Origin of the sequence: Fulvivirga sp. M361 (assembly GCF_007097395.1) — a bacterium.
Taxonomy (GTDB): domain Bacteria; phylum Bacteroidota; class Bacteroidia; order Cytophagales; family Cyclobacteriaceae; genus Fulvivirga.
Genome location: NZ_VKDC01000012.1, coordinates 135,996 through 161,788, shown reverse-complemented (window position 1 = coordinate 161,788; position 25,793 = coordinate 135,996). Strand labels below are relative to the sequence as shown.

At 39.3% G+C, this 25,793-nt stretch carries 28 protein-coding genes; 14 read left to right on the top strand and 14 right to left on the bottom strand.

Annotated features, from left to right (window positions below):
• On the bottom strand, window positions 1-170 hold a 170-nt coding region (locus FNH22_RS32930; protein WP_143399308.1), incomplete at its 3' end, for a nucleotidyltransferase domain-containing protein.
• A gap of 242 nt (window positions 171-412) precedes the next feature.
• Between FNH22_RS32930 and FNH22_RS15430 the strand changes: the two genes are divergently transcribed.
• The 6 genes from FNH22_RS15430 to FNH22_RS15405 all read left to right on the top strand — a co-directional run bounded on the left by FNH22_RS15430 (window position 413) and on the right by FNH22_RS15405 (window position 5,433).
• Complete coding sequence (locus FNH22_RS15430) at window positions 413-604, top strand: hypothetical protein (protein WP_143399307.1); 192 nt, start codon at window positions 413-415, stop codon at window positions 602-604.
• Between the two features lie 113 nt (window positions 605-717).
• Window positions 718-861, top strand: coding sequence for a hypothetical protein (locus tag FNH22_RS15425; protein WP_185154245.1), 144 nt, complete (start codon window positions 718-720; stop codon window positions 859-861).
• The gene (locus FNH22_RS15420) at window positions 862-1,878 is read left to right on the top strand and encodes a hypothetical protein (protein ID WP_143399305.1); all 1,017 of its coding nucleotides are present in this window, start codon (window positions 862-864) and stop codon (window positions 1,876-1,878) included.
• A gap of 815 nt (window positions 1,879-2,693) precedes the next feature.
• Window positions 2,694-3,632, top strand: coding sequence for a GNAT family N-acetyltransferase (locus tag FNH22_RS15415; RefSeq protein WP_143399304.1), 939 nt, complete (start codon window positions 2,694-2,696; stop codon window positions 3,630-3,632).
• A gap of 25 nt (window positions 3,633-3,657) precedes the next feature.
• Window positions 3,658-5,109, top strand: a complete 1,452-nt coding sequence (locus FNH22_RS15410; RefSeq protein WP_143399303.1) for a hypothetical protein — start codon at window positions 3,658-3,660, stop codon at window positions 5,107-5,109.
• Between the two features lie 30 nt (window positions 5,110-5,139).
• Complete coding sequence (locus tag FNH22_RS15405; protein ID WP_143399302.1) at window positions 5,140-5,433, top strand: hypothetical protein; 294 nt, start codon at window positions 5,140-5,142, stop codon at window positions 5,431-5,433.
• A gap of 213 nt (window positions 5,434-5,646) precedes the next feature.
• Here FNH22_RS15405 and FNH22_RS15400 read toward each other — a convergent pair whose 3' ends face one another.
• The 3 genes from FNH22_RS15400 to FNH22_RS15390 all read right to left on the bottom strand — a co-directional run bounded on the left by FNH22_RS15400 (window position 5,647) and on the right by FNH22_RS15390 (window position 8,927).
• Window positions 5,647-6,228, bottom strand: a complete 582-nt coding sequence (locus FNH22_RS15400) for a 3'-5' exonuclease (RefSeq protein ID WP_185154244.1) — start codon at window positions 6,226-6,228, stop codon at window positions 5,647-5,649.
• 1 nt (window position 6,229) lies between these two features.
• Window positions 6,230-7,675, bottom strand: coding sequence for a Na+/H+ antiporter NhaC (nhaC, locus tag FNH22_RS15395; RefSeq protein ID WP_143399314.1), 1,446 nt, complete (start codon window positions 7,673-7,675; stop codon window positions 6,230-6,232).
• Between the two features lie 112 nt (window positions 7,676-7,787).
• Window positions 7,788-8,927, bottom strand: coding sequence for an FAD-binding oxidoreductase (locus tag FNH22_RS15390; RefSeq protein ID WP_143399300.1), 1,140 nt, complete (start codon window positions 8,925-8,927; stop codon window positions 7,788-7,790).
• Window positions 8,928-9,012: 85 nt separating this feature from the next.
• On the opposite strand from FNH22_RS15390, the gene FNH22_RS15385 reads away from it, so the two are divergent.
• Both FNH22_RS15385 and FNH22_RS15380 read left to right on the top strand, forming a co-directional pair.
• Entirely contained in the window at window positions 9,013-9,522 is a 510-nt protein-coding gene (locus FNH22_RS15385) for a DUF4442 domain-containing protein (protein ID WP_143399299.1), read from the top strand.
• Between the two features lie 18 nt (window positions 9,523-9,540).
• Window positions 9,541-9,930: an FdtA/QdtA family cupin domain-containing protein gene (locus tag FNH22_RS15380; RefSeq protein ID WP_143399298.1), complete on the top strand. Its 390-nt coding sequence runs from the start codon at window positions 9,541-9,543 to the stop codon at window positions 9,928-9,930.
• Window positions 9,931-9,964: 34 nt separating this feature from the next.
• On the opposite strand, the gene FNH22_RS15375 is transcribed toward FNH22_RS15380, so the two are convergent.
• Window positions 9,965-11,440, bottom strand: coding sequence for an oligosaccharide flippase family protein (locus FNH22_RS15375; RefSeq protein WP_143399297.1), 1,476 nt, complete (start codon window positions 11,438-11,440; stop codon window positions 9,965-9,967).
• Window positions 11,441-11,658: 218 nt separating this feature from the next.
• A complete protein-coding gene (locus FNH22_RS15370; protein ID WP_143399296.1) occupies window positions 11,659-12,609 on the bottom strand; it encodes a hypothetical protein in 951 nt (316 codons plus the stop codon).
• An 11-nt stretch (window positions 12,610-12,620) separates the two neighbouring features.
• Here FNH22_RS15370 and FNH22_RS15365 point away from each other — a divergent pair, with 11 nt between their 5' ends.
• Together FNH22_RS15365 and FNH22_RS15360 are read left to right on the top strand one after the other, a co-directional pair.
• Window positions 12,621-13,499, top strand: coding sequence for a glycosyltransferase family A protein (locus FNH22_RS15365; protein WP_143399295.1), 879 nt, complete (start codon window positions 12,621-12,623; stop codon window positions 13,497-13,499).
• Window positions 13,483-14,298: an FkbM family methyltransferase gene (locus tag FNH22_RS15360; RefSeq protein ID WP_143399294.1), complete on the top strand. Its 816-nt coding sequence runs from the start codon at window positions 13,483-13,485 to the stop codon at window positions 14,296-14,298. The genes FNH22_RS15365 and FNH22_RS15360 overlap by 17 nt, the downstream gene beginning before the upstream one ends.
• On the opposite strand, the gene rsgA is transcribed toward FNH22_RS15360, so the two are convergent.
• The 4 genes from rsgA to FNH22_RS15340 form a co-directional block, all read right to left on the bottom strand.
• The gene (rsgA, locus tag FNH22_RS15355; RefSeq protein ID WP_143399293.1) at window positions 14,299-15,222 is read right to left on the bottom strand and encodes a ribosome small subunit-dependent GTPase A; all 924 of its coding nucleotides are present in this window, start codon (window positions 15,220-15,222) and stop codon (window positions 14,299-14,301) included.
• Window positions 15,219-16,457, bottom strand: coding sequence for a 3-deoxy-D-manno-octulosonic acid transferase (locus tag FNH22_RS15350; RefSeq protein ID WP_143399292.1), 1,239 nt, complete (start codon window positions 16,455-16,457; stop codon window positions 15,219-15,221). The genes rsgA and FNH22_RS15350 overlap by 4 nt, the downstream gene beginning before the upstream one ends.
• Before the next feature lie 63 nt (window positions 16,458-16,520).
• On the bottom strand, window positions 16,521-17,150 hold the full coding sequence (locus FNH22_RS15345; protein ID WP_143399291.1) for a peroxiredoxin: 630 nt from the start codon (window positions 17,148-17,150) through the stop codon (window positions 16,521-16,523).
• Window positions 17,151-17,180: 30 nt separating this feature from the next.
• Window positions 17,181-17,624 (bottom strand): Fur family transcriptional regulator, encoded by a 444-nt coding sequence (locus FNH22_RS15340; protein WP_255518064.1) that lies wholly within the window; start codon window positions 17,622-17,624, stop codon window positions 17,181-17,183.
• A gap of 199 nt (window positions 17,625-17,823) precedes the next feature.
• Here FNH22_RS15340 and FNH22_RS15335 point away from each other — a divergent pair, with 199 nt between their 5' ends.
• Together FNH22_RS15335 and FNH22_RS15330 are read left to right on the top strand one after the other, a co-directional pair.
• Window positions 17,824-18,855 carry a DUF6588 family protein gene (locus FNH22_RS15335; RefSeq protein ID WP_143399289.1) on the top strand — a complete coding sequence of 344 codons (1,032 nt, stop codon included), beginning with the start codon at window positions 17,824-17,826 and terminating at the stop codon, window positions 18,853-18,855.
• A gap of 227 nt (window positions 18,856-19,082) precedes the next feature.
• A complete protein-coding gene (locus FNH22_RS15330; RefSeq protein ID WP_143399288.1) occupies window positions 19,083-19,553 on the top strand; it encodes a low molecular weight protein-tyrosine-phosphatase in 471 nt (156 codons plus the stop codon).
• Window positions 19,554-19,561: 8 nt separating this feature from the next.
• Here the strand turns inward: FNH22_RS15330 and FNH22_RS15325 are convergent, their stop codons facing one another.
• Window positions 19,562-20,809, bottom strand: a complete 1,248-nt coding sequence (locus tag FNH22_RS15325; RefSeq protein WP_143399287.1) for an aspartate kinase — start codon at window positions 20,807-20,809, stop codon at window positions 19,562-19,564.
• A gap of 80 nt (window positions 20,810-20,889) precedes the next feature.
• Here FNH22_RS15325 and fbp point away from each other — a divergent pair, with 80 nt between their 5' ends.
• On the top strand, window positions 20,890-21,879 hold the full coding sequence (gene fbp / locus FNH22_RS15320; protein WP_143399286.1) for a class 1 fructose-bisphosphatase: 990 nt from the start codon (window positions 20,890-20,892) through the stop codon (window positions 21,877-21,879).
• 2 nt (window positions 21,880-21,881) lie between these two features.
• Here the strand turns inward: fbp and FNH22_RS15315 are convergent, their stop codons facing one another.
• From FNH22_RS15315 to yihA, 3 genes are read right to left on the bottom strand one after another with little or no spacing between them, the layout of a single operon-like run.
• The gene (locus tag FNH22_RS15315; RefSeq protein WP_143399285.1) at window positions 21,882-22,133 is read right to left on the bottom strand and encodes a hypothetical protein; all 252 of its coding nucleotides are present in this window, start codon (window positions 22,131-22,133) and stop codon (window positions 21,882-21,884) included.
• Between the two features lie 49 nt (window positions 22,134-22,182).
• Complete coding sequence (locus tag FNH22_RS15310; RefSeq protein ID WP_143399284.1) at window positions 22,183-22,629, bottom strand: DUF5606 domain-containing protein; 447 nt, start codon at window positions 22,627-22,629, stop codon at window positions 22,183-22,185.
• A 49-nt stretch (window positions 22,630-22,678) separates the two neighbouring features.
• Window positions 22,679-23,266 carry a ribosome biogenesis GTP-binding protein YihA/YsxC gene (gene yihA / locus FNH22_RS15305; RefSeq protein WP_143399283.1) on the bottom strand — a complete coding sequence of 196 codons (588 nt, stop codon included), beginning with the start codon at window positions 23,264-23,266 and terminating at the stop codon, window positions 22,679-22,681.
• Between the two features lie 201 nt (window positions 23,267-23,467).
• Here yihA and FNH22_RS15300 point away from each other — a divergent pair, with 201 nt between their 5' ends.
• Window positions 23,468-25,540 (top strand): OmpA family protein, encoded by a 2,073-nt coding sequence (locus FNH22_RS15300; protein ID WP_143399282.1) that lies wholly within the window; start codon window positions 23,468-23,470, stop codon window positions 25,538-25,540.
• The last annotated feature ends 253 nt before the right edge of the window (window positions 25,541-25,793 follow it).

The window sequence follows — 25,793 nt, the reverse complement described above, 5'->3', positions numbered from 1 at the left end:
TATTCGTAGAGGATGCCTTTTTCCACGTAGGTGTCTTCCACATACTCGCCCCGGGCATAGCTGCCGAACAGGATCACCATTTCTACTTTTTTCATGCTGCTGAGCAGCTTGGTGATGTTCTGTAGTTCTTCCTGTTTGGTAAAGGGTAGTTGGTGTAATGCTTCGTTCACGGGAGTAAGATAAAAGTGTCCTTTCCTGGCACTAAATATAGGTCAATATTTCGTGGATTTAAAAACCCTTAAGGATGAAGGAAGTAGGTGCCGGGCGCGCCCTGGAACACATTTAGTGGAAAATAATTTGTTCCAATTTTCCTTTTAAGATCAAAATATTTTTCAGGACGCCACAAACTTTTTTCAGGACGCCACACGGAATGACAAAAAGCCTCCGAGGAAGGGTAATAAACCTCCCCGGAATGACAAAAAAACTCCCCGGAAGGGGTATAAGGTCCCCCGGAATGACAAAAAACCTCCCCGGAAGGGGTATAAGGTCCCCCGGAATGACAAAAAACCTCCCCGGAAGGGGTATAGAGCTCCCCGGAAAAAATTTTATTTCACCGGAAAGGGACATAAATCCCGCGGACGGAATATTATTTGGCGCGGATTGATATAAATATTGTTCTGTGGCGTCCTGAAATGTGATCAATATATAAGACGAGATAACCATCGGAAAAGTATTGAATTAATGCTTAAACTTGACCTTTATAAACCTGACATCCATTTGATAAAGTTAGTCTTACTTTGGTTTGTAGTGGTAGCCTGCGTTTTCTTAAGAGTTATATCACAACCGGATCGTTATACCAGCCCCGATTCCTATGCCTATTTGCATAAAGCCGAGAAGATAAGTGATCACCAGGAAGGGTAAGTGCCCTTTGGCCCTCCCGGACCAAATCAGCATAAAGTGGCTTCTGCCAACTGGCCGATAGGGTATTCATTCCTGATCCATATAACCTCCAGGACGACCGGACTATCATCGCTTTGGGCTTCGAAACTGGTCAACGTGATATTCCTGACGCTGATATTCCTGCTGCTCTACCTTTGGTATAACGATAATGCCTGGTTTGTGGCGCTGACGTTTGTTTCTTATAGTTCTTTTGAAATTTTTTCACATACCTGGTCCGAAGGGCCATTTTTGTTTTTTGTGATATTACTTGCCTACCTTATTTATAAGCAATATGATCTGCCTGATTCCTCTCGAAATTGGGTTTATTTATGTAGCTGCCTTCTGGCTCTTTTTCTACTCAGGTATGCAGGGTTAGTATTTCTCCTGTTGATCGGTGGGCTGGCGATATATTGTTTCTGGAAAAAGGATCTAAAAGGGGTGAAGCAATATTTGATGGCCTTGTCTGTAGCCACGATTTTGATAGGCACGTATCTTATCTATAATTATAATGTTTCAGGCGCTATTTTCGGCGCTCATAATGTGCGAATGTCCGCCTTAGGTCAGGTGGATTTCTTTATGACTTATCTTAATGCCATTGGCTTCGCCCGCATCTATGTGGAAAGTAAGGACATAGTATATTATGGGATTACGGCATTTCAATTTGTTTTGATCGTATTGTTTTTTGTTCTTTTATATCATGAGGGGCGACGGAGTCTATCCCATAAGTCCAGACTTCTGTTGAATATGGCATTTTTTTACTTATTGACCATTTCAACGTTAAAATTGCTTATCCATGCGATCGACTTTGATTATCGGATGATGGCGCCGTTCTCAATCCTTTTGTTCTTAGGTGTTTTGACTGTTATTCAGAAGAACGAGAGTACGTCACGGATCAATTGGGTATTAAAGAGTGGTTTTATAGTATTCGCTGTTTTTTCTATCATCATTAATCTGCCCAACCGGTATATTTTAAGTGTTTTACAAAACCTGATTTACTGAGTGTCCGTTGTGAAATAGGATTTGTATCTTATCTTGATCGAAGCGGGGTTGTAGCCCAAACTAAGTTGAGTATGAGAAAGTAGGATAATGATCCTAATTAAACCTCTGTTTACCCCACAAATAAAAGTCTATGACCCTTTTCGGAATGTACTTTAATATCCTCGGCTTTAGAAGTTTCTTTTTAGAGTATATTTTTTGACTCCATGGATTCCAGGCTCTATTACATTCTTCTTCATTCACTATCTTTTCTAAATGTGAGAAGTCTTTTGTCCTACCATGAAAGATCTTCACCTTGGCATCAGGAATAGAAACAAAAAGAGGCACCCGGAAATTGTAAATAGATTTTAAAACATATAAGCGGGCAGGGGTAGACATAAGCGCTCTATCAATCGCTCATGTATCCAAAAGATAAAAACAGTTGCTATGCCTTTGGTAAGTGACGGCTATTAGAAAGGCTTCCCCATTTTATCTTATGAGGCAAATGCTTTTTAGTCATGACATTCCTCAATCTAGTTTTATGAACACAGTAGTACCACCCTCTAAAACTGTATAGGATGTCCATCCGGTTTGGATATATAGCATTGTCTTCATGCTTTGGGTTTACACTTGTATGATATCAATTGAGTTAAAAATTATGCATTGAGGGTTGAGTGTACGCTCAACCGGAGCAAGGGCGGGGTAGAAATCACGACCAGGTTGAAGTGATCTAAAAAGGTCAAAGACAATAAATCCACTGATATCAAACATACCAGCCACCCAATAATAGTTTGCATAAAATAAGAGACTATCTTTAAAAACACAGAATAGCCTAGATTATGAGAATTGTCAGGTATGCTGATGAGCATAAAAGTATGTGGGATGGCTTTGTAAGGAAGGCAAAAAACGCACATTTCTTTTTTTATCGGGATTACATGGAGTATCATTCGGAGAGATTCAAGGATTTTTCGCTGTTGTTTTTTAATGAAAAAAATAGATTAATAGCTCTGCTGCCTGCTAATGAAGAAGGTGGTATACTTTATTCACACCAAGGATTGACGTTTGGTGGTTTTGTTGTAGATGACAGAATTACTACACAACTGATTTTGAGTACATTTGATGTCCTCAAACTTTATTTAAAAGCAAATGATATTCAGAAGCTCGTTTATAAATGCATGCCCTACATCTATCACATTAAACCTGCCGAAGAAGATCGGTATGCTTTATTTATGAATAACGCGGAACTCATTCGACGGGATGTAACTTCAACGATAGATCTGGTTGAAAGAGTCCGATATTCAAAAGGTAGGAAATGGATGGTCAATAAAGCCAAAAGAGATACTATTGAAGTGACCGAATCTTCCGATTACACCGGTTTCTGGCGGTTATTGACAGATGTGTTGGCGTCAAATGATATTGCCAAACCTGTACATAGTTTAGAAGAAATAGAAAGGTTAGCGTACCTTTTTCCTAATAACATAAAGCTTTACCTGGCAAAGAAAAAAGAAGATATTCTCGCCGGCGCTGTAATTTATCAAAATAGAAATGTTGTGCATACGCAGTATTTAGCAAATAGCAAACCCGGAAGAGAAATCGGTGCACTGGACTTATTACTGGATCATTTAATAGAGAAGGTATTTGATGACCAGGGCTATTTTAACTTTGGTATATCGAATGAAAATGAAGGCAGGTATTTAAATACAGGACTAATTGCGTATAAAGAAGGATTTGGTGCCGGTGCCATTGTTCAGGATTTTTATGAATTAGAGATCAAATGACTTTTCATAATACTTCAGAAAAGTAATGACAAAAATATCTCACGTCCCCGATGCAAAGGGATCAGCATTGGTAGCATTGAAGTCGACTTTTAATAATCTGTTATTTCAACGTAGTATATTACTGCTGATAATGTTTGCAGTAGGTGTTTTTAGCTTGCTTTGTATCCATGACGGACATGTCTGGGGAGGTGATTTTGCCCTTTACGTATCCCAGGCTAAAGCTATTTTGAATGGAACTGCTCATGAGCTTTATAAAGAAAACCTATTTACCACACTACATTCGGTGGGTGTTATTGGCCCTTATCTTTATCCTTATGGTTTTCCTGTTCTAATATCAGTTCTTTACTATTTTGTCGGGATGGACTTTGTGTTGCTGAAATGCTATTGCACGTTATTTTTCATCTTATCAGTGCCATTGTTTTATAAATTAATAGGTCAAAGTACAGAGAATAAGCTTTTGGCGTTGCTGGTCATATTTGGAGTGGCCTTTCATCCGGTTTATTTACAATTTTCCGATAGTATTTTTTCCGAGTTCCCTTACTTGTTTTTCAGCTTACTTAGCCTTATATCCATAACAAGAGATAATCATTTTCGAGGTCAGGTACTTACTGGAGTATTTATTTTTTTCTCATTTTGGATTAGAGATGTTGGTATTTTCTTGCTTCCCGCTTTATTAACGCATCAACTTCAACACCAGGCCAGAGGTTGGAAGTCCTTTACGCTGCGTCAGTGGTTATTTCTGTTATGCCCTTACATTATTTTTGTCGTATTGCTGGCAATGAATTATCTGCTATTGCCCCAGGGGGGAAGCAATAATATTGATATGCTCTCCACATTAACATGGCAGAGCATATTTAACAATTTTGATTATTACCTAAGCATGGGGCTATATTACATTAATCTGCACAGGAGCTGGGGGACACTATTTCCGGTTTCTTTGCTTACCCTTATGGGCTTATATGTAGTGGCGCGAGGACAAGCTTCGTTGATTACTTACTTCAGTCTTATTTGCCTGGTTCTTATGTGCTGGCCCTTTTTTCCTGGATATCGTTATTTATTACCGATCATTCCATTTTATCTATATTTTTTAGGTAAAGGTTTCGTAACGGTTTTCAAGTTGAGTCGTATCGAAAAATGGTCATATGTAGTATTGTGTATGATGATGATAGCTCACACCTATATCGGTATCAATCAAACCGTTGGTTACTTTGATAAAAACAGCAATGAAGTTTATACTGCTGAATTAAGAAATGCCTATGCATTTATAAAAGCAAATTTGAATGATAGCGATGTTGTGGCCTTCAGGGATCCCAGGGTATTAAGATTATTCACTGGTAGAACCACTATCAAAACGGACCTTGATCATTTTGAGCATTCTAAGGCAGATTACTGGTTAGCGCCAAAAACTGCTGTTGGTGATATAAGTTATCCGGTAGTGTACGAAACTCAAAACTTTGTTTTATTGGCGAAGAATTGATTTCTAGCTGAAGGTTTATCAAAGTTTGTTATGTTCTGTATTCAATTGTCGGCATTATATACCATCTGTCGTGCTAATGAGAGGCTGATCGAAGTAGGCTTCGTTAAATTCTTCCGGCGTCCTACATTTACAGACATAAAGCCAACTATAGACAACGAATTATCCCCTGGAGCCAGGTCTTCAGGGGATTTTTTGCTTCTGATGATCCTGGATCGCATGATCTCCAATTTTAAGGAACTATCGCTCTTCACAAAAAAGCTTACACTACCTATGACAGGGATCGTCATTACTAAACCCAGCGTAGGGCTGCGCGCGGAGAGGTGAAGTAATCTCCTGATCGCTGAACGTGGACCAGCTCATTTTTCTTCACACGATAAGGAGACAGCCGCACCTTTCCCGACCCAAAGGCCTATTGAAAGGTACGCCGAGACGATAAATAGTGGCTTGTAATAATAATTATCCTGAACTCACATTACGATATTGCCGCTGTAGTGACTTCTTCTAACTTTAATTCCTTCTTTTCAGTAAGTAATGCAGTCAAGAGATATACCCCTGATCTACCAGTTTTTTATACATTTCATAACACACCCATGCATCTGTGGCGGCGTATTGCAGTTGCTTGGGGGTTAATTCAGCGTTCTCCCAGTTAGAAGTTTGTGCGGCTTTGGAGATCCTGAAATCGAGGAGTATAGCGGTCAATTTTCTTAAGCCGTTACTTTCAATGCCGATATCTTTTACAATTTGGTTTAACTCAAGGAATCCTTGTGGCTTGTAGTGCCGTAGTCGTTGCAGATCCTTGATATCATCACGTAGCGCAACGCCCACTTTCAAGACGTCTGATGCCAGGAAATCTTTCAACTGGTCGGTAATTCCGGTGTAGTTTAACCGGATAAGAAAAACTTCATCGGCACCGGCCAGTTGTAATAAAGAAACTTTGTTTGATTCCCCTTTTCTGAAGGAAGGCTTTGTTTCCGTGTCAAAACCTACAAATGTTTCTTTTTTAAGTTTCCTGAAAACAGGGGCTAAATCTGAAGTATTATCCACCACGGTGATTTTTCCCTCATAACCTTTGAGATCCAGTTCATTGATCTCTTCATTTGAAATAGTTTCTGCGAACACCTCAGTTTTTAGTATCTAGCCGTCTTATCTTGATATTAAGATAAGCAAAAAGGATGGTCATAAACGGGCTGATAATATTGAAAAAACAATAAGGGAGGTAAGCAAAAGTAGCTACGCCTAATACGGAGGATTGATAGGCGCCACAAGTATTCCAGGGGATAAGAACGGAAGTAACCGTTCCTGAATCTTCCAGTGTTCTACTCAGGTTTTCAGGTGCCAGCCCACGTTCTTTGAATGTATTGGAAAACATTCTTCCGGGGACTACAATGGCAATGTATTGATCAGAAGCAGTAACATTAAACGTGAAACAGGTAGTTGCCGTGGCAGCCACCAAAGATCCGGTAGAGTTGGCAAACTTTATAATCTCCCGAGCAATTCTTCGCAGCATGCCGGTGCCTTCCATTACACCGCCAAAAATCATAGCGGTAAGTATCAGCCAAACCGTGTTTAACATGCCATACATCCCTCCTGAGCTTAATAATTCATCTACTATCCCATTTCCGGTGGCAATGCTAACGTCCGCAAACATCGCCTGCATTACCGCTGCATAGGACGATCTTAAAGGGTCATTAGTGATGCCTGAAATGGTTGAGATGAGCTGGGGCTGGAAAATCAGGGCAAATATGCCACCTAGCAGTGTGCCGATCAATAAGGCCGGTAAAGCAGGCATTTTTTTTATGATCAGAAATATGACGATTGCCGGGACCAGGAATAAGGCAAGGTTAATGTTAAATTTATCGGTAATGGCATGCTGCACGGCATTCACATTGCCCAGGTCAGCATTGGGTTCAAGCGTAAAGCCCCAAATCAGAAATATGATCAGTGATATAATTATTGATGGCCCTGTAGTGAACGACATGTACCGTATATGGGTAAACAGGTCTGTGCCTGCCATAGCCGGGGCAAGATTGGTAGTGTCTGAAAGTGGAGACATTTTATCTCCAAAATAAGCGCCTGAAATAATGGACCCGGCTACTACTCCATCATTTATTCCCATAGCCTTGCCAATGCCAATAAGCGCTATTCCTACGGTAGCCGCGGTTGACCAGCTACTACCTGTAGCAACAGAGACAATGGCGCTGACGATGCATGCGGCAAACAGGAAAATGGTGGGGTTTAATATTTCAAGACCATAATAGATCATGGCAGGGACAATCCCGCTTATCAACCAGGTGCCGGAGAGTGAGCCTATCATTAAAAGAATGAGAATGGCAGCCATGGCCGAACTGATACTTTTAACAATGGCTTTTTCTATTTCAGGCCAGGTAAATCCCAGGCGAAGTGACAATACCCCAGCGAAACCGGCCGTTAGTAATAGTGCAATCTGGTTAGGTCCGTAGGAAGAATCTCCCCCATAGATGATTACATTAACCGCAAGAAGTGAGATGAGAAAAAATACTGGCAATAAAGATAGTACTAAGGAAGGTTCTTTTCTTTCTGACATCACGCGCTTGTAGCCCATGAAGATATAAAAAGATTTTTAAAATAGAGGATTTAAAGAAGTGATTTCAATATAACCGGAGACAAAGTCCTACATGCCTGGCTTCATAGCACAATGCCTAAGGAGTACACGGACACATCATACTTGCTAATTCTTCTCCGATATTGGACCCAATGGCCACACCCATGCCTCCTAACCTGACTCCTGTAAAAATACTGTCTGTATGCTGTTTTAGAATAGGCTGCTTATCCCTCCCAAAAGCCATGATCCCGGTCCAGGTATGGTCGACCTCGTACTTAACTTCTGGCAAGATCACATTATCCAATTGTTGCTTAAGTGCATCGAGGACCTTTTCATTTATATCAAAGTCTGTGGTCTGCTCTTCTTTCAGAAACAGGTTTCGGGCACCACCAAAAATGACCCGGTCTTTAAAATTCCTAAAATAATAATACCCTTGGTCCATATGAAAGGTGCCCTTAAGCCGTAAACCGGTAATGGGTCTGGTTACCAGCACTACACCTCTTCCGGGATTAAGGTTTATGGCAGGTAGAAGTTCTTTCGTAAAAGCATTTGTACAAAGGCCTACTTTATTGGCATATAGTGTGGTACGTGTTTTATAGATAGATTGCACAGTAACCTCTGCGCCGTAAGATGATTGCTCCAGTGATACCACTTCAGTTCCTGTCAGAATATTTATTCCATTTTTTTGCGCTAATGAGATCAGCGCCTGCATCATCTTTCCCGTGTCGATCTGGCCTTCATACGGGTTGAAGACTAATGCTTTTACTGTTGTCGTATTGAAGTTGAAATCCTTTATCCGATCATTGTCAATTTCAAATACAGGACCCTGAAATAAAGGTGATAGCCAGTTATTGACCTCATTCAGTTTATCCAGTGCTGCCAGGTCCGACGCGCTTAGCAACTCATACCCGCCATAATTCCGATAATCTATAGCATCATCACCAAGCCTGCCTCTTAGCTTTTTAAGCCCATGCAGACGGGACCGGACTAGCTCCAATGCCTTATTTTCTCCAATGGTTTGTATATCTGACAACAGTTCGGTAAGGCTTCCAAAACATGCAAATCCAGCGTTTTTGGTACTTGCCCCGGTCGGAAATACCCCTCTTTCAAGGACAACGATGCTGGCAGAAGGATCTCTTTCACGCAGGGATAATGCCGTGGATAAGCCTACAATACCACCACCCACGATGAGGTAGTCATAATGAACAAAAGACTCTTTTTCCCAAAAACTTAACATAGTCAGGTGAAGTAACGTTTTTTGGCAATGTCAAACCAGTGTGGGAGATAAAATTACTATCTTTCGCATGACATAAGTGAGCAGTATGAATACGACAGAAATTACCAGGAAAGCGCAACATTCCAAGTTCTACCTCTGGTTACTAAATCAGGGACTTTTCAAAATGATCCCTTTCAACAAGCCACATGGGTTTAAGATAGCAGAGATATCAGATACCCGAATAAAAACTTTTTTACCTTATCGCAGAAGTAATTTTAATCATATTAAAGGGATACATGCTTGTGCTCTGGCTACGGTTTCTGAGTTCACTACCGGGTTTTTGTTAGTATCACGATTAGACCCAAAAAAATATAGAATTATCATGCAGACCTTGCAAATGGACTACCATTACCAGGGGAAAATGGATGCTTATGGGGTTTTTGAAATAGATGATCACTGGTTGGACGAACAGGTCTACCAACCGTTGACGAATTCGGAAAGTACCGTGGTAAAATGTGAAGTTAAAATTTATGATAAACAGGAAAACCATCTTTCTACTGGAAACGTTCATTGGCAGGTTAAGCCGTGGGATAAAGTGAAGACAAAAATCAGCTAGTTTATAATTTTAATATTTATGCATCCATTTATTCTGGACCTTGATACTGTTCAAAGCAAGGGAGGAAAGTTGAATTACCTGCAACACCCCAGGCTGCCGTTCGAGGTGAAAAGGATGTACTGGATATACGACTTTCAGGAAGCGACCTGGCGGGGAGGACATAGTCACACCAGGACGGAACGGGTATTAATATGTATGCATGGCGTGATTGAGGTCAAATTAGAGAACAGAGAGGGGAAGAATTTTAATTTCCATTTGGACAGCCCGGCAAGAGCGCTTTACTTTCCCAAAAATCATTGGATAGACATTAAGTGTGGTAAGGGTGCTGTTTTGTTAACACTTGCGTCTACTTCTTTCGAAGACGATGACCAGGAAAATAATTACAAAACTTTTCTGACGAGTGCATGAAACATATATCTGTTTTGTACAATTCCTGGCTGCTTCAACGACGGATTCCCAAACAGTATGACCACGCTTTTTGAATAAAGGTATTGATTTCAGGAGATATTTTTCCGAAATAGGCAATGCCTAAAAAAAACATCACTGTAAAAATACTTTTTATTATGCTATCCAGAAATAATGAATGAAATGCAGGAATAAAACTATGGAGAATGTAAGAAGCTAATATAAGGATGAACAATTTGAGATAATTCCGCGAAAAGGGGGACAGCCTGAACTTAATGTAGACAAATAAGAGTTTTACAACACTAAATGCCAAAAATGATAAGAAAGTGGCAAGAGCCGCACCTGTAATGCCCAGCCGGGGTATGAAGTAATAGTTTGTAAGCATGGTCATGATCAATAACAGCAAGGAAAAATAGGTATCCCATCTATAATATTTGCTATTAACTATTATTAGCCCATTGGCTCCAAGACCTATGTAAATGACTTTAGCTAGTCCAAGGAAAAGAAAAGCATTTTCACTTTGCCTATAGTCAGTAGGTAGGAATGTTAACAACCACGGATAATTGATACTAATAAGAACAAATAGCAACGACCCTGCAAAAAACTGATTGAGTGCACTTTTCTTATATAATTCTCTTGCCGGTTCGATATTGCTTTTATCAAAGGCTTTGGCAATAAGGACAGTAATGATACGAGATATACCTTCCGAGGGTATCACCAAAATGGTTCCCAGGCTAAAAGCTACAGAATAGATCGCGACGGAGTCTAATTCCATGAACTTACCAAGCATCAATATATCAAGCCTTTCAATTAGAATAAGTGATAGTTTACTCAAAACAGTTAGCAGTCCGAATGAACTGAAACTCATTGTAGTAGTTAAATAACCAAAGTTAGCTTTACTTAATCTTGGCATTTGACCTATGTAGATGATATAACCAAGTGCAAGAAAGGTAATGATCAGCTGAGCGCAGATGTAAACCTGAATAAACGTGTCGAAAGTAATATAGCCATAGGAATAAGCTACAATAGCTATTAGATGGAACAGTTTTAAAAGAATGAACTTGAGAAAAGCCGTAAATGTATTCTTAAACAGGGTGGACAAGAAAGCATCCAGCAGATGGTAGAAAATAATGGAAAAGATAAATAGGAGCAGCCAATAGAAATAGTCACCCAATAAATTCGATTTGGAATTATAAAATGTTATAATTTGGTTTTTGAATGTTAAAAGAATTAAGCTGGTGATTAGCAGTCCGATAGTCGAGAAAACAGCGCCTATCAGTAGTGTGGTACTATTATCCCTGATTTGAGCGTGAAATCTTATGATTACATTGTCCCCCCCAAACTGGGCAATATGTGCAAGTACGAACGCAAAAGCGAATAATAACCTTACTAATCCTAATTCCTCTGTGGTTAGAAATCTCGGGAAAAGGAAAATTGCATTGATCAGGCTAATGAAAACCCCTGCGTATTGAAGGGTAGTGTACTTTAGACTGCCTTTGGTGATTACTCCCAAATCGTTGTCAATTTTATAATTTTATTACCCCGAAACTTTTGTGCGGCCCTCATCTGCAGGATTTTAAAATTTACTGTTTTCATTTGCAAAATGCACTTCTCCGTAATTACCAATGTTTGTTTTGTTATTACAAAGCTTAAATTATCAATTTATAATCGTAAGAATCAGATAATTTTTTTGCAAAACTTCATTCAGCATGTATGATTGGCAGATAAACTTTACCTTCCCAAAGAAAGTTGCATTCTTCTGAATTTCAGAAAGGTTGAAGCTAATGCAGATTCGTAAATTAGTTTATAGTAATACTCCCTCTTCGCTCCAAAACCCACATAAAAATCGGCGATCCCCTTAACAGATGAGCCTTCAAAGTCAAGTATAATAGGTGATGATGAATAATTATTAATGACCGAGTCAAGAAGCAGCGTATTAGCATTTTTATGCTTTCCTTCTTTGTTATTAGCAGCAAAAAGGTATGTTAAACGATTTTTGTACTTTATAAAAAACGCGGCACTTAATGGGTTGTTTTTTTCGTTGGTGACCATAGCTACAAAACCCGTTTTTTGTTGCACGCTCTCAGAAATTAGTTGATTAATTTGTGACAAGGTCCGGCTGCCTATTCCGCCGGAAATATTGGCTGCTACATTTTCCTTTAATAACTTCAGCAATATGTCAGGTCGACCAGTGAATTCAACGTGTAATTCAAAAGATTTGGCCTTTTTTAACCTGGCTTTTCTATCTCTTCGATAAGCCGCAAAGAGGTCTGAGTAACTGCTATTAAGGTCTAAAAAATAATTAGGAAGTTTTTCCAGGTGCATTTGTTTATCTTTCAGTACCATTTTCAAATCCAGAGGGTAGTGAAATACGCTGTATTTTTTTTTAACATATACCAGGAATGCATATATATAATCCGCTATTTCCAGGTTGTAAGCAAATATGCCTAAGCGTTGTGCCAATATAGGGGTGCGATGTAGGTTGAAAGCCCCTCGTCTGGTATGGAGTAATGGAATAGCTAGCTTATACTTTTTGTCCTGCTCAAAAATAAGGGCCTCCCAATCAGGATGAATAATACTTAAATACCAATAGGTACAGAAGATGTTACCAAATGCTGATTCATTTATACACTGATCCCATTTCTCAGAATCAATTTGATTATGTTTATGGTGTTTAATCACAAGTAGTATTTATGTTCGGTCAGCCATTGGTTTCAGTCATCTGTTTGTGTTTCAACCATGCACGTTTTGTAGAAGAGGCGATCACATCTGTTTTGCAACAAACATATCAAAATATTGAGTTAATAGTAGTGGATGATTGTAGTATGGATAACAGCCCGGAAATCATAAAGGAGAAATTAAAAGAGTTTCCTGAAATACAATTCATAAAACTTAAGTCTAATATGGGCAACTGTGCAGCATTCAATCTGGCTTACAGACGTTCAAAAGGAAAGTATATTGTAGATCTGGCGGCTGATGATGTACTTATGCCTGAGAGAGTGGAGTTTGGTGTGCAAAGCCTGGAAAAAAGTGACGGGGAATATGGAGTCAATTTTACCAACGCGGAAATTATTTCCGAATGTGGCAAGGTCATCCGTAATCATTATGTGGTTAATGAGGACGGTGGTGCCATTGAGGAGGTCTGTGATGGAGATGTTTTTAAGGAAGTTCTTCAACGCTACTATATTTGTCCGCCAACGATGATGTTTAAGCGAGAGGTGTTGGACAAATTGAACGGATATGATCCACACCTTACATTTGAAGATTTTGATTTTTGGGTGAGATCTTCCCGATATTTTAAATACTGTTATACAGATCTTATCCTGGTAAAAAAGAGAAAAACCACAAATTCAAAGTCAGGTAAACAATATCGCTTGGGTAGTAAGGATATACATTCAATTTTTTTGGTGTTGCAAAAGGCAAAAGGGCTCATACGTACACACGAGGAACGTGAGGTGCTGGTAAAAAGGGTTATCTATGAATGGAAGAAAGCCGCTCAGTTTTTAGCCATAAGGACCATTGGTCGTTACTTTCGCCTGCTTTTCAGAATTTATCGTGAAAAACTGGTTTAACAAAGTTTTATATCAACAGGCTTCAACCAGAGCGTTTTTTACACTCTGGGGAGTCATTCTCAATGAAATAAAAGTGTCGGTCAGGCAGTTTTACACTTGGAAAAATCCATTCACTGTATTACAGGTAGTGAAATACATTTTTCAGTCTTTGTTAAGGATGGTATTAGGCAGGAGCGTCAAGTTGTCTTATGGGTTTTCGGGTGAAGACAGGTTAATTGAATCCCTGTTAAAACCTAAAATTACAGATAGAGGGTATTATGTAGAAGTAGGCTGTAATCACCCGACACTTTTTTCCAATACTTTTTTATTTTACCGAAGAGGCTGGTCAGGTATTTGTATTGATGGGAATAAAAAGCTGATCAAGAAATATAAATTTTCAAGACCAAAGGATACGGCAATATGTGCTATTGTGTCAGATTCGACGAAACCCTTAGAATATCTCAGTTTGACTAACGATGTATTATCTACAGTTGAAAGGACAGGGGTTGAACAGTTTTTGGAGCAAGGCCAAAAAATAACGTCAAGAGAAGTAGTCAAACCAAGGTCTTTGACTTCAATTCTGGATGTCCACGAGGTTCCTAAACATTTTAACTTCTTGTCCATTGATGCAGAGGGGCATGACATGAATGTTCTTCGATCACTTGACCTGAACCGATATCAACCGAAGTTGATACTACTTGAATTAGAAAACTTTGATGCAAAGGCTTTAGTCGATAACGAAGTCTACCAGGTGTTGAAAGACTTCGGATATATTTTTGCAGGGATAATATTGAAGAATGTATATTTTATAAAGGACTAACTATCTCCGATTATCCTCTCCGTATAGCATGCTGACATAGCTATGGTATCTGCTTTCTTCAATTTCACCCTTTTCTAATGCCTTTTTGATGGCACAGCCCGGTTCTTGTACGTGTTGACAGTTGTTGAACTTACAGTCATTACGTAGCTCACGCATTTCCGGGAAGTAGTCAGCCAGTTCAAACGACTCGATTTCTACTAACCCAAGTTCTTTGATGCCAGGAGTATCAATAAGAAATGTAGTAGCATCCAGCTGGAACATTTCCGCGAAGGTGGTGGTATGGACTCCCTTTTCTGCAAAGTCAGAGATTTCGGACGTCTTTTGGGTGATATGAGGCGCTATAAGATTGGCTATGGTAGATTTACCAACTCCTGAGTGACCTGAAAAAAGGGTCTTTTTATTGGAGAGTAAATTTTTCACATCGTTAATATTTTTCCCGGTGAGCGCTGAAGTTTCCAGGCATTGAATACCAATATTTTCATAGATGGCCATAATGTCCTTTTGAAGTGCAACTCCTTCATCGGATAATAGGTCCGTTTTATTGAAAACAAGTACCTGTGGTATTCGAAATGATTCGGCAGTTACCAGGAACCGGTCAATGAAACCCAAGGAAGTTCTCGGATAGACCAGGGTTACTACTAACAACGCCTGGTCAATATTGGCGGCAATAATATGAGCCTGGGCCGATTTTTTCACAGACTGTCGGACGATATAATTTGTACGTGGGGACACTTCCTGGATGACGGCCTGACCTGGATTTTCTTTATCTGCCGATAGGTGGACCTGATCACCCACCGCTACGGGGTTGGTAGTTTTCATTCCTTTGATCCGTAGCTTACCACGGACACGACATTGATAAACACGGTTGTCCTCTGCCAAAACACTATACCATGAACCGGTTGATTTTAACACTAAGCCATTCATCTCTCTATCGCCGTTCTGATATGATCCAAAATATGCATAGTAGCGCCTAAATTCTCTTTGACATAATCCCGGGAAATTTTACCACGTAACTCCAGGCCATCCGTTTTAATAATGTCATTATAGGTGTTTTGTAACGATTCATACGAACCTATCGGGAAAGCTCCACCCTTTTTTTCAAGTGTTACCGCTTCATTAAACTTGATGTAGTTTTTGTTACCAAAGAAAATAGGCAGTGCAAAAGTAGCTGCTTCCAGTATGTTGTGCAGGCCCTTTCCAAAGCTACCTCCTACGTAGGCTGCATGACCGTATTGATAGAGTTTGGAGAGCATACCTATATTGTCAATGATCAAAACATCGGCGTCCTTCCAAGCGCCAATACCTGCTGAATAAAGAGCACAAGCCTTTTTAGAACGGGCAATAATCTCCTGAATAAACCCGGATTCAATTTCATGGGGAGCTACAATGTATTTAAGTGGATTCTTTTGAATGAAAGGGTACAATACTTCCATATCCTGTGGCCAGCAACTTCCAATGACCATCACTTTTTTATCAGCAATAAAATCACTTAAACCGGGTATTTCTGATATGTCCTTGCAAATGTCAAATACCCTGTCAAACCGTGTGTCACCACTTACGGTTGCCTTGTCAATGCCAATACCTGATAGTAATTCCTTACTCCGTTTGTCCTGTACAAAGAAATAGGTGATGTTTTTAAGGATGGCTCTTTGAAATCCCGAAAATCGCCTAAAATAGATTTGATCAGGCCTAAAAATAGAGGATACTGAATAAACCGGTGTCTTGTTCCTTTTCAGTGCTTGTATATAAAAATGCCAGAACTCGTATTTTATCAGGAAGGCAATTTTTGGTTTTACGATCCTAACCCATTCATATGCATTTTCTTTTGTGTCTAAAGGCAGATAACAAATAAAGTCAGCTTTTGGGTAGTTCTTGCGTATTTCATAACCTGAAGGAGAGAAAAAGGTAAGTAATATACGTACCTCAGGAAATTGATCTCTGAAAGATTCAATAATTGGGCGGCCTTGTTCAAATTCTCCCAGTGAGGCGCAATGGAACCAGGCGATGGGCGCAGGGTCAGGCCCAACCCACTTTTCTAACTTTTGAAAAATACCTACTCTACCCTGTGAAAATAGTTTCGCCTTTTGGCTGAATAAAGATGCCAGCCGGATACCAATGCGATAGAAAAAAATAGAAAGACGGTAGATGATCAAACCCATAAACGGCGTAAAAATAAAAACCCTCCGCGAGAGGAGGGCCTTTAATTACGTATTTATGAAATCTTAGTGAGCAGCAAGGTATTCTGCTACACCATCTCTTGTTGCTGTCATAGCTTCTTTTCCCTCTTCCCAGTTAGCAGGGCATACTTCACCGTGAGCTTGTACATGTTGCCATGCATCTACTATTCTGATCATTTCGTCAATGTTTCTTCCTAATGGCAGGTCATTGATCGTTTCATGTCGTACTATACCTTCTTTATCAATGAAGAAAGTACCACGGAAAGCGATAGGAGCGCCTTCAAAAGTAAGGTCACCTTCTTCTGAATAGCTCCAGTCTCCTGCTAAAACACCAAAGTTGGAAGCAACAGTTTTAGAAGAGTCTGCTATCAGCGGGTAGGTCACTCCTTCAATACCACCATTATCTTTTGGAGTCATTAGCCAGGCCAGGTGGGTTTCTTCCGTATCGCAAGAACATCCTACTACCTGTACTCCTCGTGATTCAAACTCAGCTAATTTTTCCTGAAACGCCAGTATTTCCGTAGGGCATACAAACGTGAAGTCTTTTGGATAAAAGAAAAACATTACCTCTTTATTGCCAATGAAATCTTCCAAAGAAAAAGATTCAATGATCTCCTCACCATTAACTACGGCAGGAGCAGTGAAAACAGGCGCTTTTTTTCCTACTAGGGACATAACTTTAATTAGATTTTAATTTATGAAACATTATTTGATTAATACGTTTTTCCGGGGGTCCAGCTTTTCTCCGTTGATCCTGACAGAGATGTTTTTTATTTTTAGGTTGTTTACTTTCTTCTTTTTAAAGAACTCGATGATAAGTTGATCTAACTCATCATCATAGAAATCCACCAGCTCCTTTGTATTTATACAATAGATATGACCGTGGCTGTCCAATCGGGCGTCATATCGCATCAACCCTTCCGGAGTCGATACCTTTGCAAGCAACCCTTTTTCTACTAAAGCTTCGGTAGTTTTATATACTGTTGCCAACGAAATACTCGGATTATCTTCAGAAACCTGATTATAAATTTGATCAATAGTGGGATGATTATCCATTTTTCGTAAGGCTTCAAGGATCACCAAACGTTGATGAGTGGCCTTTAACCCAACGGATGTCAACAGTTCTTTTATTTGAGAAAGAGTATTCAAAGTAATTATTACTAAATAATAATTTTTATTAACTACGAATTTATATCGTAAAGATAAACTTCGTTTTTTACATTGACAACATAAAAAGCGGTTTTTTGTGAGGTTACCTTAAGGTTGGATTTGATATCCAAGATTCAGAGTATCAGACACATTTTTTAAATCTAATTGCTATATTGTAGCTGAAAATCAACTTTTTACTATGAAGACTAATTTTTACCAGAAAAGCATTTTTATTTTGGGGATGATAACATTGTGCTATACCCCGTTTTTGAGTGCACAAAATGATTTTGATGTTCTTTTAAAGGGTGGTATTGAAGATGCGAATCAGTTAATAGAAGGTTATGTTAATCCTATGATGACCGGTTTTGGGACCGCCCTTAGTAACGGGTGGTACAATACGGCTGCACCACATAAACCCTTTGGAATGGACCTGACAGTCACTGCGAATGTAGCATTTATACCAGATGATGACCTGTTTTATAACCCTGGTGAACTGCGAACAATTACGTTAGACGCTGGTGCGAATAGCACCTTACCTGATGGTCAGGTGCCCACTTTTTTTGGCCCTGATATAGATCCTCAATATAGAGAGAATTCTACCGGTGAAACCTTTCAGGGACCTCCCGGACTGGATCTGGAAGATGAAATTGGGCTCAGTGCTGTCCCATTACCTATGGCACAACTGGGAATAGGTATTATAAAAAATACCGACATCAAAATACGATGGACTCCGGAGGTCGATATTGAAGATGGCGATGGTTCGGTGAAACTGCTTGGATTTGGTGTTATGCACGATGTGAAGCAACATATTCCCGGGATGAAAAATTTACCTTTTGACCTGTCTGCTTTTGTTGGTTATACAAACTTTAAGGCAGATGTTGATCTTTCGGACGGTAACCCCAATGAAGACCAAACAGGAGAATTCAGAATGAGGACGTTAACGATTCAAGGCCTTATTTCAAAAAAGTTCAGTGTACTTACGCTGTATGGAGGGCTAGGTTTCAACAGGGTAAGATCGGACCTGGCGATGAAAGGAGAATATACGGTGGAGATCGATAATACATCGGAAACCTTTGTTGATCCGGTAAATCTTGATTTTAAAGCAGGTGGGCCAAGGGCTACTGCCGGTTTCAGGCTAAAACTTGCTATTCTGACATTGCATGCAGATTATACACTTCAGGAATATAAGACACTCACGGTTGGACTGGGCTTCAGCTTCAGGGAAAACTAATAAACATTGAATGGGGGCATAGGTCCCCTTTTTTATTTCAGCTTGTTTTTTCTGGAAGGTATATAATAAGAAAAGCCGCCTTTACAAGTAAAGACGGCTTAACTAACCTTAATAAACAGGTGAGTAAAAAGTGCTATGTAAACGTTTATACAAGAAGGTAAGCGTAGGTAACCACCTTTTTTTAAAAAAATTAATTTTCTTTTTAAGTTGTCTTTATAACATAAAAAATGATCAAAGTTTTGTTTGTGTGCCTGGGTAATATTTGCAGGTCGCCATTAGCTGAGGGTATCCTTAAATCAAAGTTGGAAGAATATAATCTGACTGAAAAGATGGAAGTTGATTCTTGTGGTACGAGCCAGTATCATATCGGAGAGCAACCAGACCCGCGTACCAGGGCCAATGCACTTGAAAACGGGATTCGACTCAATCACAGGGCCAGGCAATTCAAAAGAGAGGATTTTGAAAACTTTGATCATATTATCGTGATGGACCGTGCCAACCTCAGTAATGTGAAAGCGTTGGATGAAACGGGTATTTATGCCAATAAAGTGAGATTAATGAGAGAATACGACCTTGTTAATCGTCATGCCAATGTACCAGACCCTTACTTTGGAGGAGGGAAAGGATTTCAGGAAGTATTTGATATACTGAGCCGGTCGATAGACAGCTTTTTAATGATTTTGCACAAAAAGGCATGACCAGGTCCTTATTCGGCCATTACCGCCCGGTAATTGTTACGGGAGATTTGCTCTAATAAGATCTGATTATTACTTCTGTGATTATCTACCAGATCGGAAGTGTAGTTTTTAATAGTGACCAGTTGAAGACCGGTATTGTATCTTATTTGGAATCTACCTTTCAGGCGATCGATCATTTGCTCAATTCTTTCATGGTCAACATCCAGAACGATCGAAAAAGAAATAGCTGAGTTTTGCATTATATTTATACTCAGACCTGCTGAAGCAACCTCTTTGAAAATAACACTTAACTGTTCTTCATGAACGAAAGAGTAATCAACTACTCTAAAAGACACAAGACATTGGTTTTTTTTGATGATTATAGCTGGTATAGCAGGAGAGGTGTTACAGTCGAATATCTTGGTGCCGGGTTTTTCATGATCATAAAAACTTCTTACGTATAGAGGTATACGTTTATTGGCTAATGGTTTTATGGTTTTGGGGTGAATAACACTGGCGCCGTAATATGTCATTTCGGCTGCTTCTTTGTAGGCAAGTTGTGAAAGTAATTTTGCGTCCTTTATTAGTTTCGGGTCGCCATTTAATATTCCGGGTACATCTTTCCATACGGTGACTGAACTGGCATTCAGACAAGATGCAAAAACTGCAGCGCTAAAATCCGATCCTTCCCTACCCAATGTAGTAGTAGTATTATCCCACGTGCTGCCAATGAAACCCTGTGTTATGATCACATACTTATTTAATATGGCAGGAATAGCACTTTTAATGCAACTGGTGGTGATTGACCAGTCTACCTTTGCTTTCCTGTAAGTATGGTCCGTTTTGATGCATTCTCTTGCATCCACCCATTTTGTCGAAATGCCCGCCTCATATAAGTATGCTGAAATTATGGTGGAAGATAGCAGTTCCCCAATCGATACGGTTTGGTCATATAGCTGATCATAATTTATATCAGCAGGAGTTTTGATATTTAACTGCTCCAGGATAAGTTTTACTTTTTCTTTTATCAGCCCGGGTTTGTCAAATAATTTTTCTACAATGTTAAAATGAAACTGCTCCAGCGAGGATAATTCATCACGAATGGCTTTTCCCGATAAACGATGAATAGCAATTTTTTCAAGTGCATTAGTCGTTTTACCCATGGCAGACACTACTACCAACAGCTGATCTCCTTTGTGTAAACGAATAATGTTGGATATGTTTTTTATGGCTTCAGCAGACCGAATGGACGCTCCTCCAAATTTGAACACCTTCATACTTGCACACGTTTGTATGATAGTTAAATTTGCTCCAAAGAAGCAGTTATTATTTCACAATTTAAAGTGTTGGTTTAAATATGGAAGATTCGCGTATTGCCCTTCCCATTGGTATTACTCTGGACAGGTTCATAAAGAGAAAACAAGAAGAGTTTCAGTATGCTACAGGAGAATTGTCCCAACTACTACGGGATATAGCTCTTGCCGGAAAGGTGGTGAACAGAGAGATCAATAAAGCCGGGCTGATTAACATATCAGGTGCTATTGGTACTCAAAATGTTCAGGGAGAAGACCAACAGAAGCTGGACGTACTGGCAAATATTCGTTTTATCAGAGCGCTTACAAAAGGAGGTGAGGCCTGTGCAATTGTGTCTGAAGAAGATGAAGAAATTACGGACCTGAAAAACCAGGGACGATATGTTATTGCAATAGACCCGTTGGACGGATCTTCTAATATAGATGTCAATGTTTCCATAGGTACCATATTCTCAGTGTACAGGAGAATTACTCCCGTAGGTTCTCCGGTAAAAAAAGAAGATGTACTTCAGAAAGGAATTGAACAGGTGGCCGCAGGTTATCTTTTGTATGGTTCATCTACTATGCTTGTATACACTACAGGGCATGGTGTCTATGGCTTTACTTATGAACCTTCTTTAGGAGAGTATTTTCTATCTCATTCTGATATGATCATACCTGCTACTGGTAAAACATATTCAATAAATGAGGGCTCGTACAATGGTTTTCCTGAGTCTGTAAAATCATACATCCAGTTTTGTAAAGACAATAATTATTCTGCCAGATATATCGGATCACTGGTGGCAGACTTTCACCGTAATTTATTGAAAGGAGGTATTTATATCTACCCGCCTACTACTAAAATACCCAATGGTAAATTACGATTATTATATGAATGTAATGCATTGGCCTTTATAGCTGAGCAGGCAGGTGGAATTGCTACCACTGGTACACAACGTATTCTGGAAGTAGAGCCACAGGAATTTCATCAGCGTGTACCGTTGTTTATAGGTTCTAAAGAAATGGTAGAAAAGGCACAGTCTTTTCATACATAGGTCTACAGAGTATTTTGATCATACTCCGTTCTTAGCTTTATTTTCAATAATTCCCGGGCTATGATCATGTCGGAAAGTTTTGGCGCTATATCTGACAGGTTTTCCTCTGCCAATACTTGTGTTACTAATGTTTCACCAATGTCGATCCTATATAATGCATTAAGAAGACTTCCTAAGTCTTCGTCAAGCATACGATTGATTTCAGCCGTCAATATTGTTTTAAGCGGTTGTAAATCGTTTGATGGTTCTGGCAACAGATCTGGCTTAATGGCCAAATCTTTTATGATCAGGGAAGTTAACTCATTAAGATGATTTTGGCTCGGCATCTTCCTTTTCCTTAGGTGCCTCACCGGTTTTCTTTAATAAATCCGGCACCTGTTTCAGAATATGAGCGTACCAGTTGACTAATTTTTTTATGTCGCTTACATATACTCTATCCGAATCGTATTCAGGAAGCACATGTTTCAGAAAAGCCTTTAATTCGTCTGGTGCTGAAGTGGAAGTTACGCCTGGATCATCTCCAAATTCTTCAAAGACCCTTTGAAAGACTTCGCCAAGTGGTGTAGACCCTTCTTGTGTAGTTGTGTATATACTAATATCGCTGAGCACTGATATTCTTTGCGTAGCGCCTGCTACTAACTTTTTTTTCTGTTCATCGAGCGATTCTAATATTACTCCTGTGCGGGTGGGCTTTACTACTTTATATAAGCCTCCTTTTCCCGATACTGAGGCTATTTCACTATAATCCATACCTTCAATTAAGTTGGCACAAAACTAGATAATTCTTCCCTCTTGTACATCAGATAAGTTCTTCAATGTGATCAAGTACATCATCTCGTCCGGCTTGACTCACTGATGATGTGACAAAATTAGCGGGTAAGGCCTCCCAATATTGCAAAAGCTGCTTTTTATACTTAGCGATATTTGATTGGGTTTTATTCTTGGATTGCTTATCTGCTTTGGTAAATACTATACCAAAAGGGATCTGCTTTTCTCCTAACCAATTAATGAATTCAACATCAATAGGCTGAGGGGGGAGCCTTGAATCCACCAACACAAACAAAAAAGCCAAATTCTTTCGTCCTAAAATATAGTCATGGATCATCTCTCCCCATTTCTGTTTTTCGGTTTGCGATACTTTGGCCCAGCCATAACCTGGCAGGTCTACCAGGTACCATTCATCATTGATCAGAAAATGGTTAATAAGCTGTGTTTTGCCAGGCTTACCTGATACTTTTGCCAGGCTTTTACGCTCGGTTAACATATTGACCAGTGATGATTTACCTACATTTGACCTGCCAATGAATGCAAATTCCTTACAATTAGTAGAGGGGCATTGTTCTATTTGACTACTGCTAGTTATAAATTCCGACTTTTTTATCTTCATTCTTTAAAAAGGCTAATTGTGATAATGCAAAACAATAGCTATATTTAACAACTTAACTACAAGCTTGTAATTTTTTAGACTTAAAGTAATACTTCAAATCAACGATTAATTTTATAATTGCTGAAATATTGTGATATTGATATTTTTAGATGGTGAGTCCATATTTTTTGATTTGATTAGATACAACAAATATCATTGAAAATGCATAGAAGGTATAGGAGTATATTTTTTACCTTGATTTTTCTAGGCTTTTCGTCCTCTTTATTTTCGCAAGGGGATGAAGGTAAAAAACTGGCTCAGGAATTAGTAGAACAGGCAGAATTAGTAATGGAAGCCACACAGGCCATGGATGTAGCACGTGACCTTTATGTTCAGGCCGTTCAGGCGGATCCGGAGAACATAGTTGCTAACTATCGTGCCGGTGACTTTCATATGCGTACGGTGGGGAAAGACAGGGCTGTGGATTATTTCCTTAAAGTTTTAGAGATAGATTCAGAATACCGTTTTGATATTACCTATTGGATAGGCAGGAGTTATCATTACGGGATGGAGTTTGAGAAGGCATTGGCCTATTATAATCGCTACAAGACAAAGCTTACTGAACGCGATGGTTACAGAGGAAGGGACCGAACAGAATTGGGCGACGTGGAAAGACGAATTTATGAGTGTCAGAATGCTATAGAATTTGTGGCGAATCCGGCACACTTTTCCATTGTGAATGTAGGTAGTGCTATAAACTCAGAATATGATGATTTTGCCCCTGTGGTAAACAAAGATGAGACGTTGATGATCTTTACCACCCGTCGACGTGATGGTAACTTAAACGAAAATGTGTTTTCTGATAATAAACCCTACGAAGATATTTTCATAAGTGAGAAAAAGAATGGTGTATGGCAACCCGCTACCAATATCGGTGATGTAATTAACACGGAATTTCATGATTCTAACCTTGCGCTTTCGGCAGAAGGTGATCAGCTTTTTATGTACAAGGATGATAACAACGGTGATATATATGAAGCTTTCAGAAAAGAAGATGGCACTTGGACCTATCCACAACCTATGGATGAGAACATAAACTCTGAAGGATTTAAAGAAAGCTCTATTTCCATATCTCCGGATGAAAGCATCTTGTATTTTGCCAGCGACCGACCCGGAGGACAAGGTGGGATTGATATTTATTATAGTATTAAAGATGAAAACGGTGAATGGACACGTTCCCGGAATCTGGGGCCGGTAATCAATACAGAATATGATGACGACGGGCCATTCATTGATTATGATGGTAAGACACTCTATTTCAGTACTCAAGGTAGAAAAGGAATGGGAGGCTATGATATATTTAAATCCGAATATGACAGTGCCGAAGGGAAATGGAGCGAGCCCGTTAATCTTGGGTTTCCTATTAATACGCCTGATGATGATGTCTTTTTCGTAAGTACTGAGGATGGTAAAAGAGGTTATTACGCTTCTGTTCGTGAAGATGGACAAGGTTTCACGGACATTTACATGGTTACGATTCTTCAGGAAGATGAAATTGGTGATGAGATAGCCTCAAAAAATATCACTCCGAAAGATACGGAAGTTGAAGAACCTGAAAATACTACTCCAATAGAAAAAGTAGAGTTGCCTGAAGCCTCTATAGACTATCAGCCTGTAACTATTACCGTTAGCGTTGTTGATCAAAACAACCAGCCACTAGACGCTAAGGTTAATTTTAAGGGGAAAGAAAATGGAAGAGCTGCCGGAAAATCAAAAGCAGGTAGAGGCACTTATGAATTTAAGGTTACTTCACCTGAAAGCGTACAATATAGATTATCAGTCGAAAAATCAGGATATGTATTCCAGAATATTGACGTCAACGTTCCTGCTGCTACCGATAAACCACAATCTGTTACACGCAGGATACGTATGCGCACTTTAACAGTAGGTACTCGTAAAGTACTTCGTAATATTTATTTCGACTTCGGTAAGGCCACGTTCAAGGACGAGTCGTACAATGAATTGAATAAGCTGGAAGCTATGATGGCACAAAATTCTGGCATTCAGATCGAAATATCTGGTCATACGGATAATATTGGTACCACAGCCTACAATAAATCGCTTTCTCAAAGAAGAGCAAATGCTGTGAAAAATTATTTGTTGGGTAAAGGTATTGATGCGAGAAGAGTAATATCTGCCGGGTATGGTGAAGAAAGACCTCTGGCCAGTAATGATGATGAAAAAGAAGGTAGGGAGTTAAATAGGAGAGTGGAATTTAAAGTCATCGGTAAATAAAGTTACCTCATTAATTTCAGAAAAATAAAAGTAAACTCTTTTGTACCTGTAATAGGTCATTCTATAACCATTCTTAGGTTTAATAGGGATTCTCTACCCTTAGATATTTTTCCTAACCCGTTATTAATAAGAGGTTAGAGGAACCTTAGTTCACTCTATGTGTCAGAGGAGATCAACATTATCTATAAATCTTTAGTAAGGTAGTTGCCATTTTTTTGCACGGATAATTTTTTCATTCAAAATAGATTTGGTG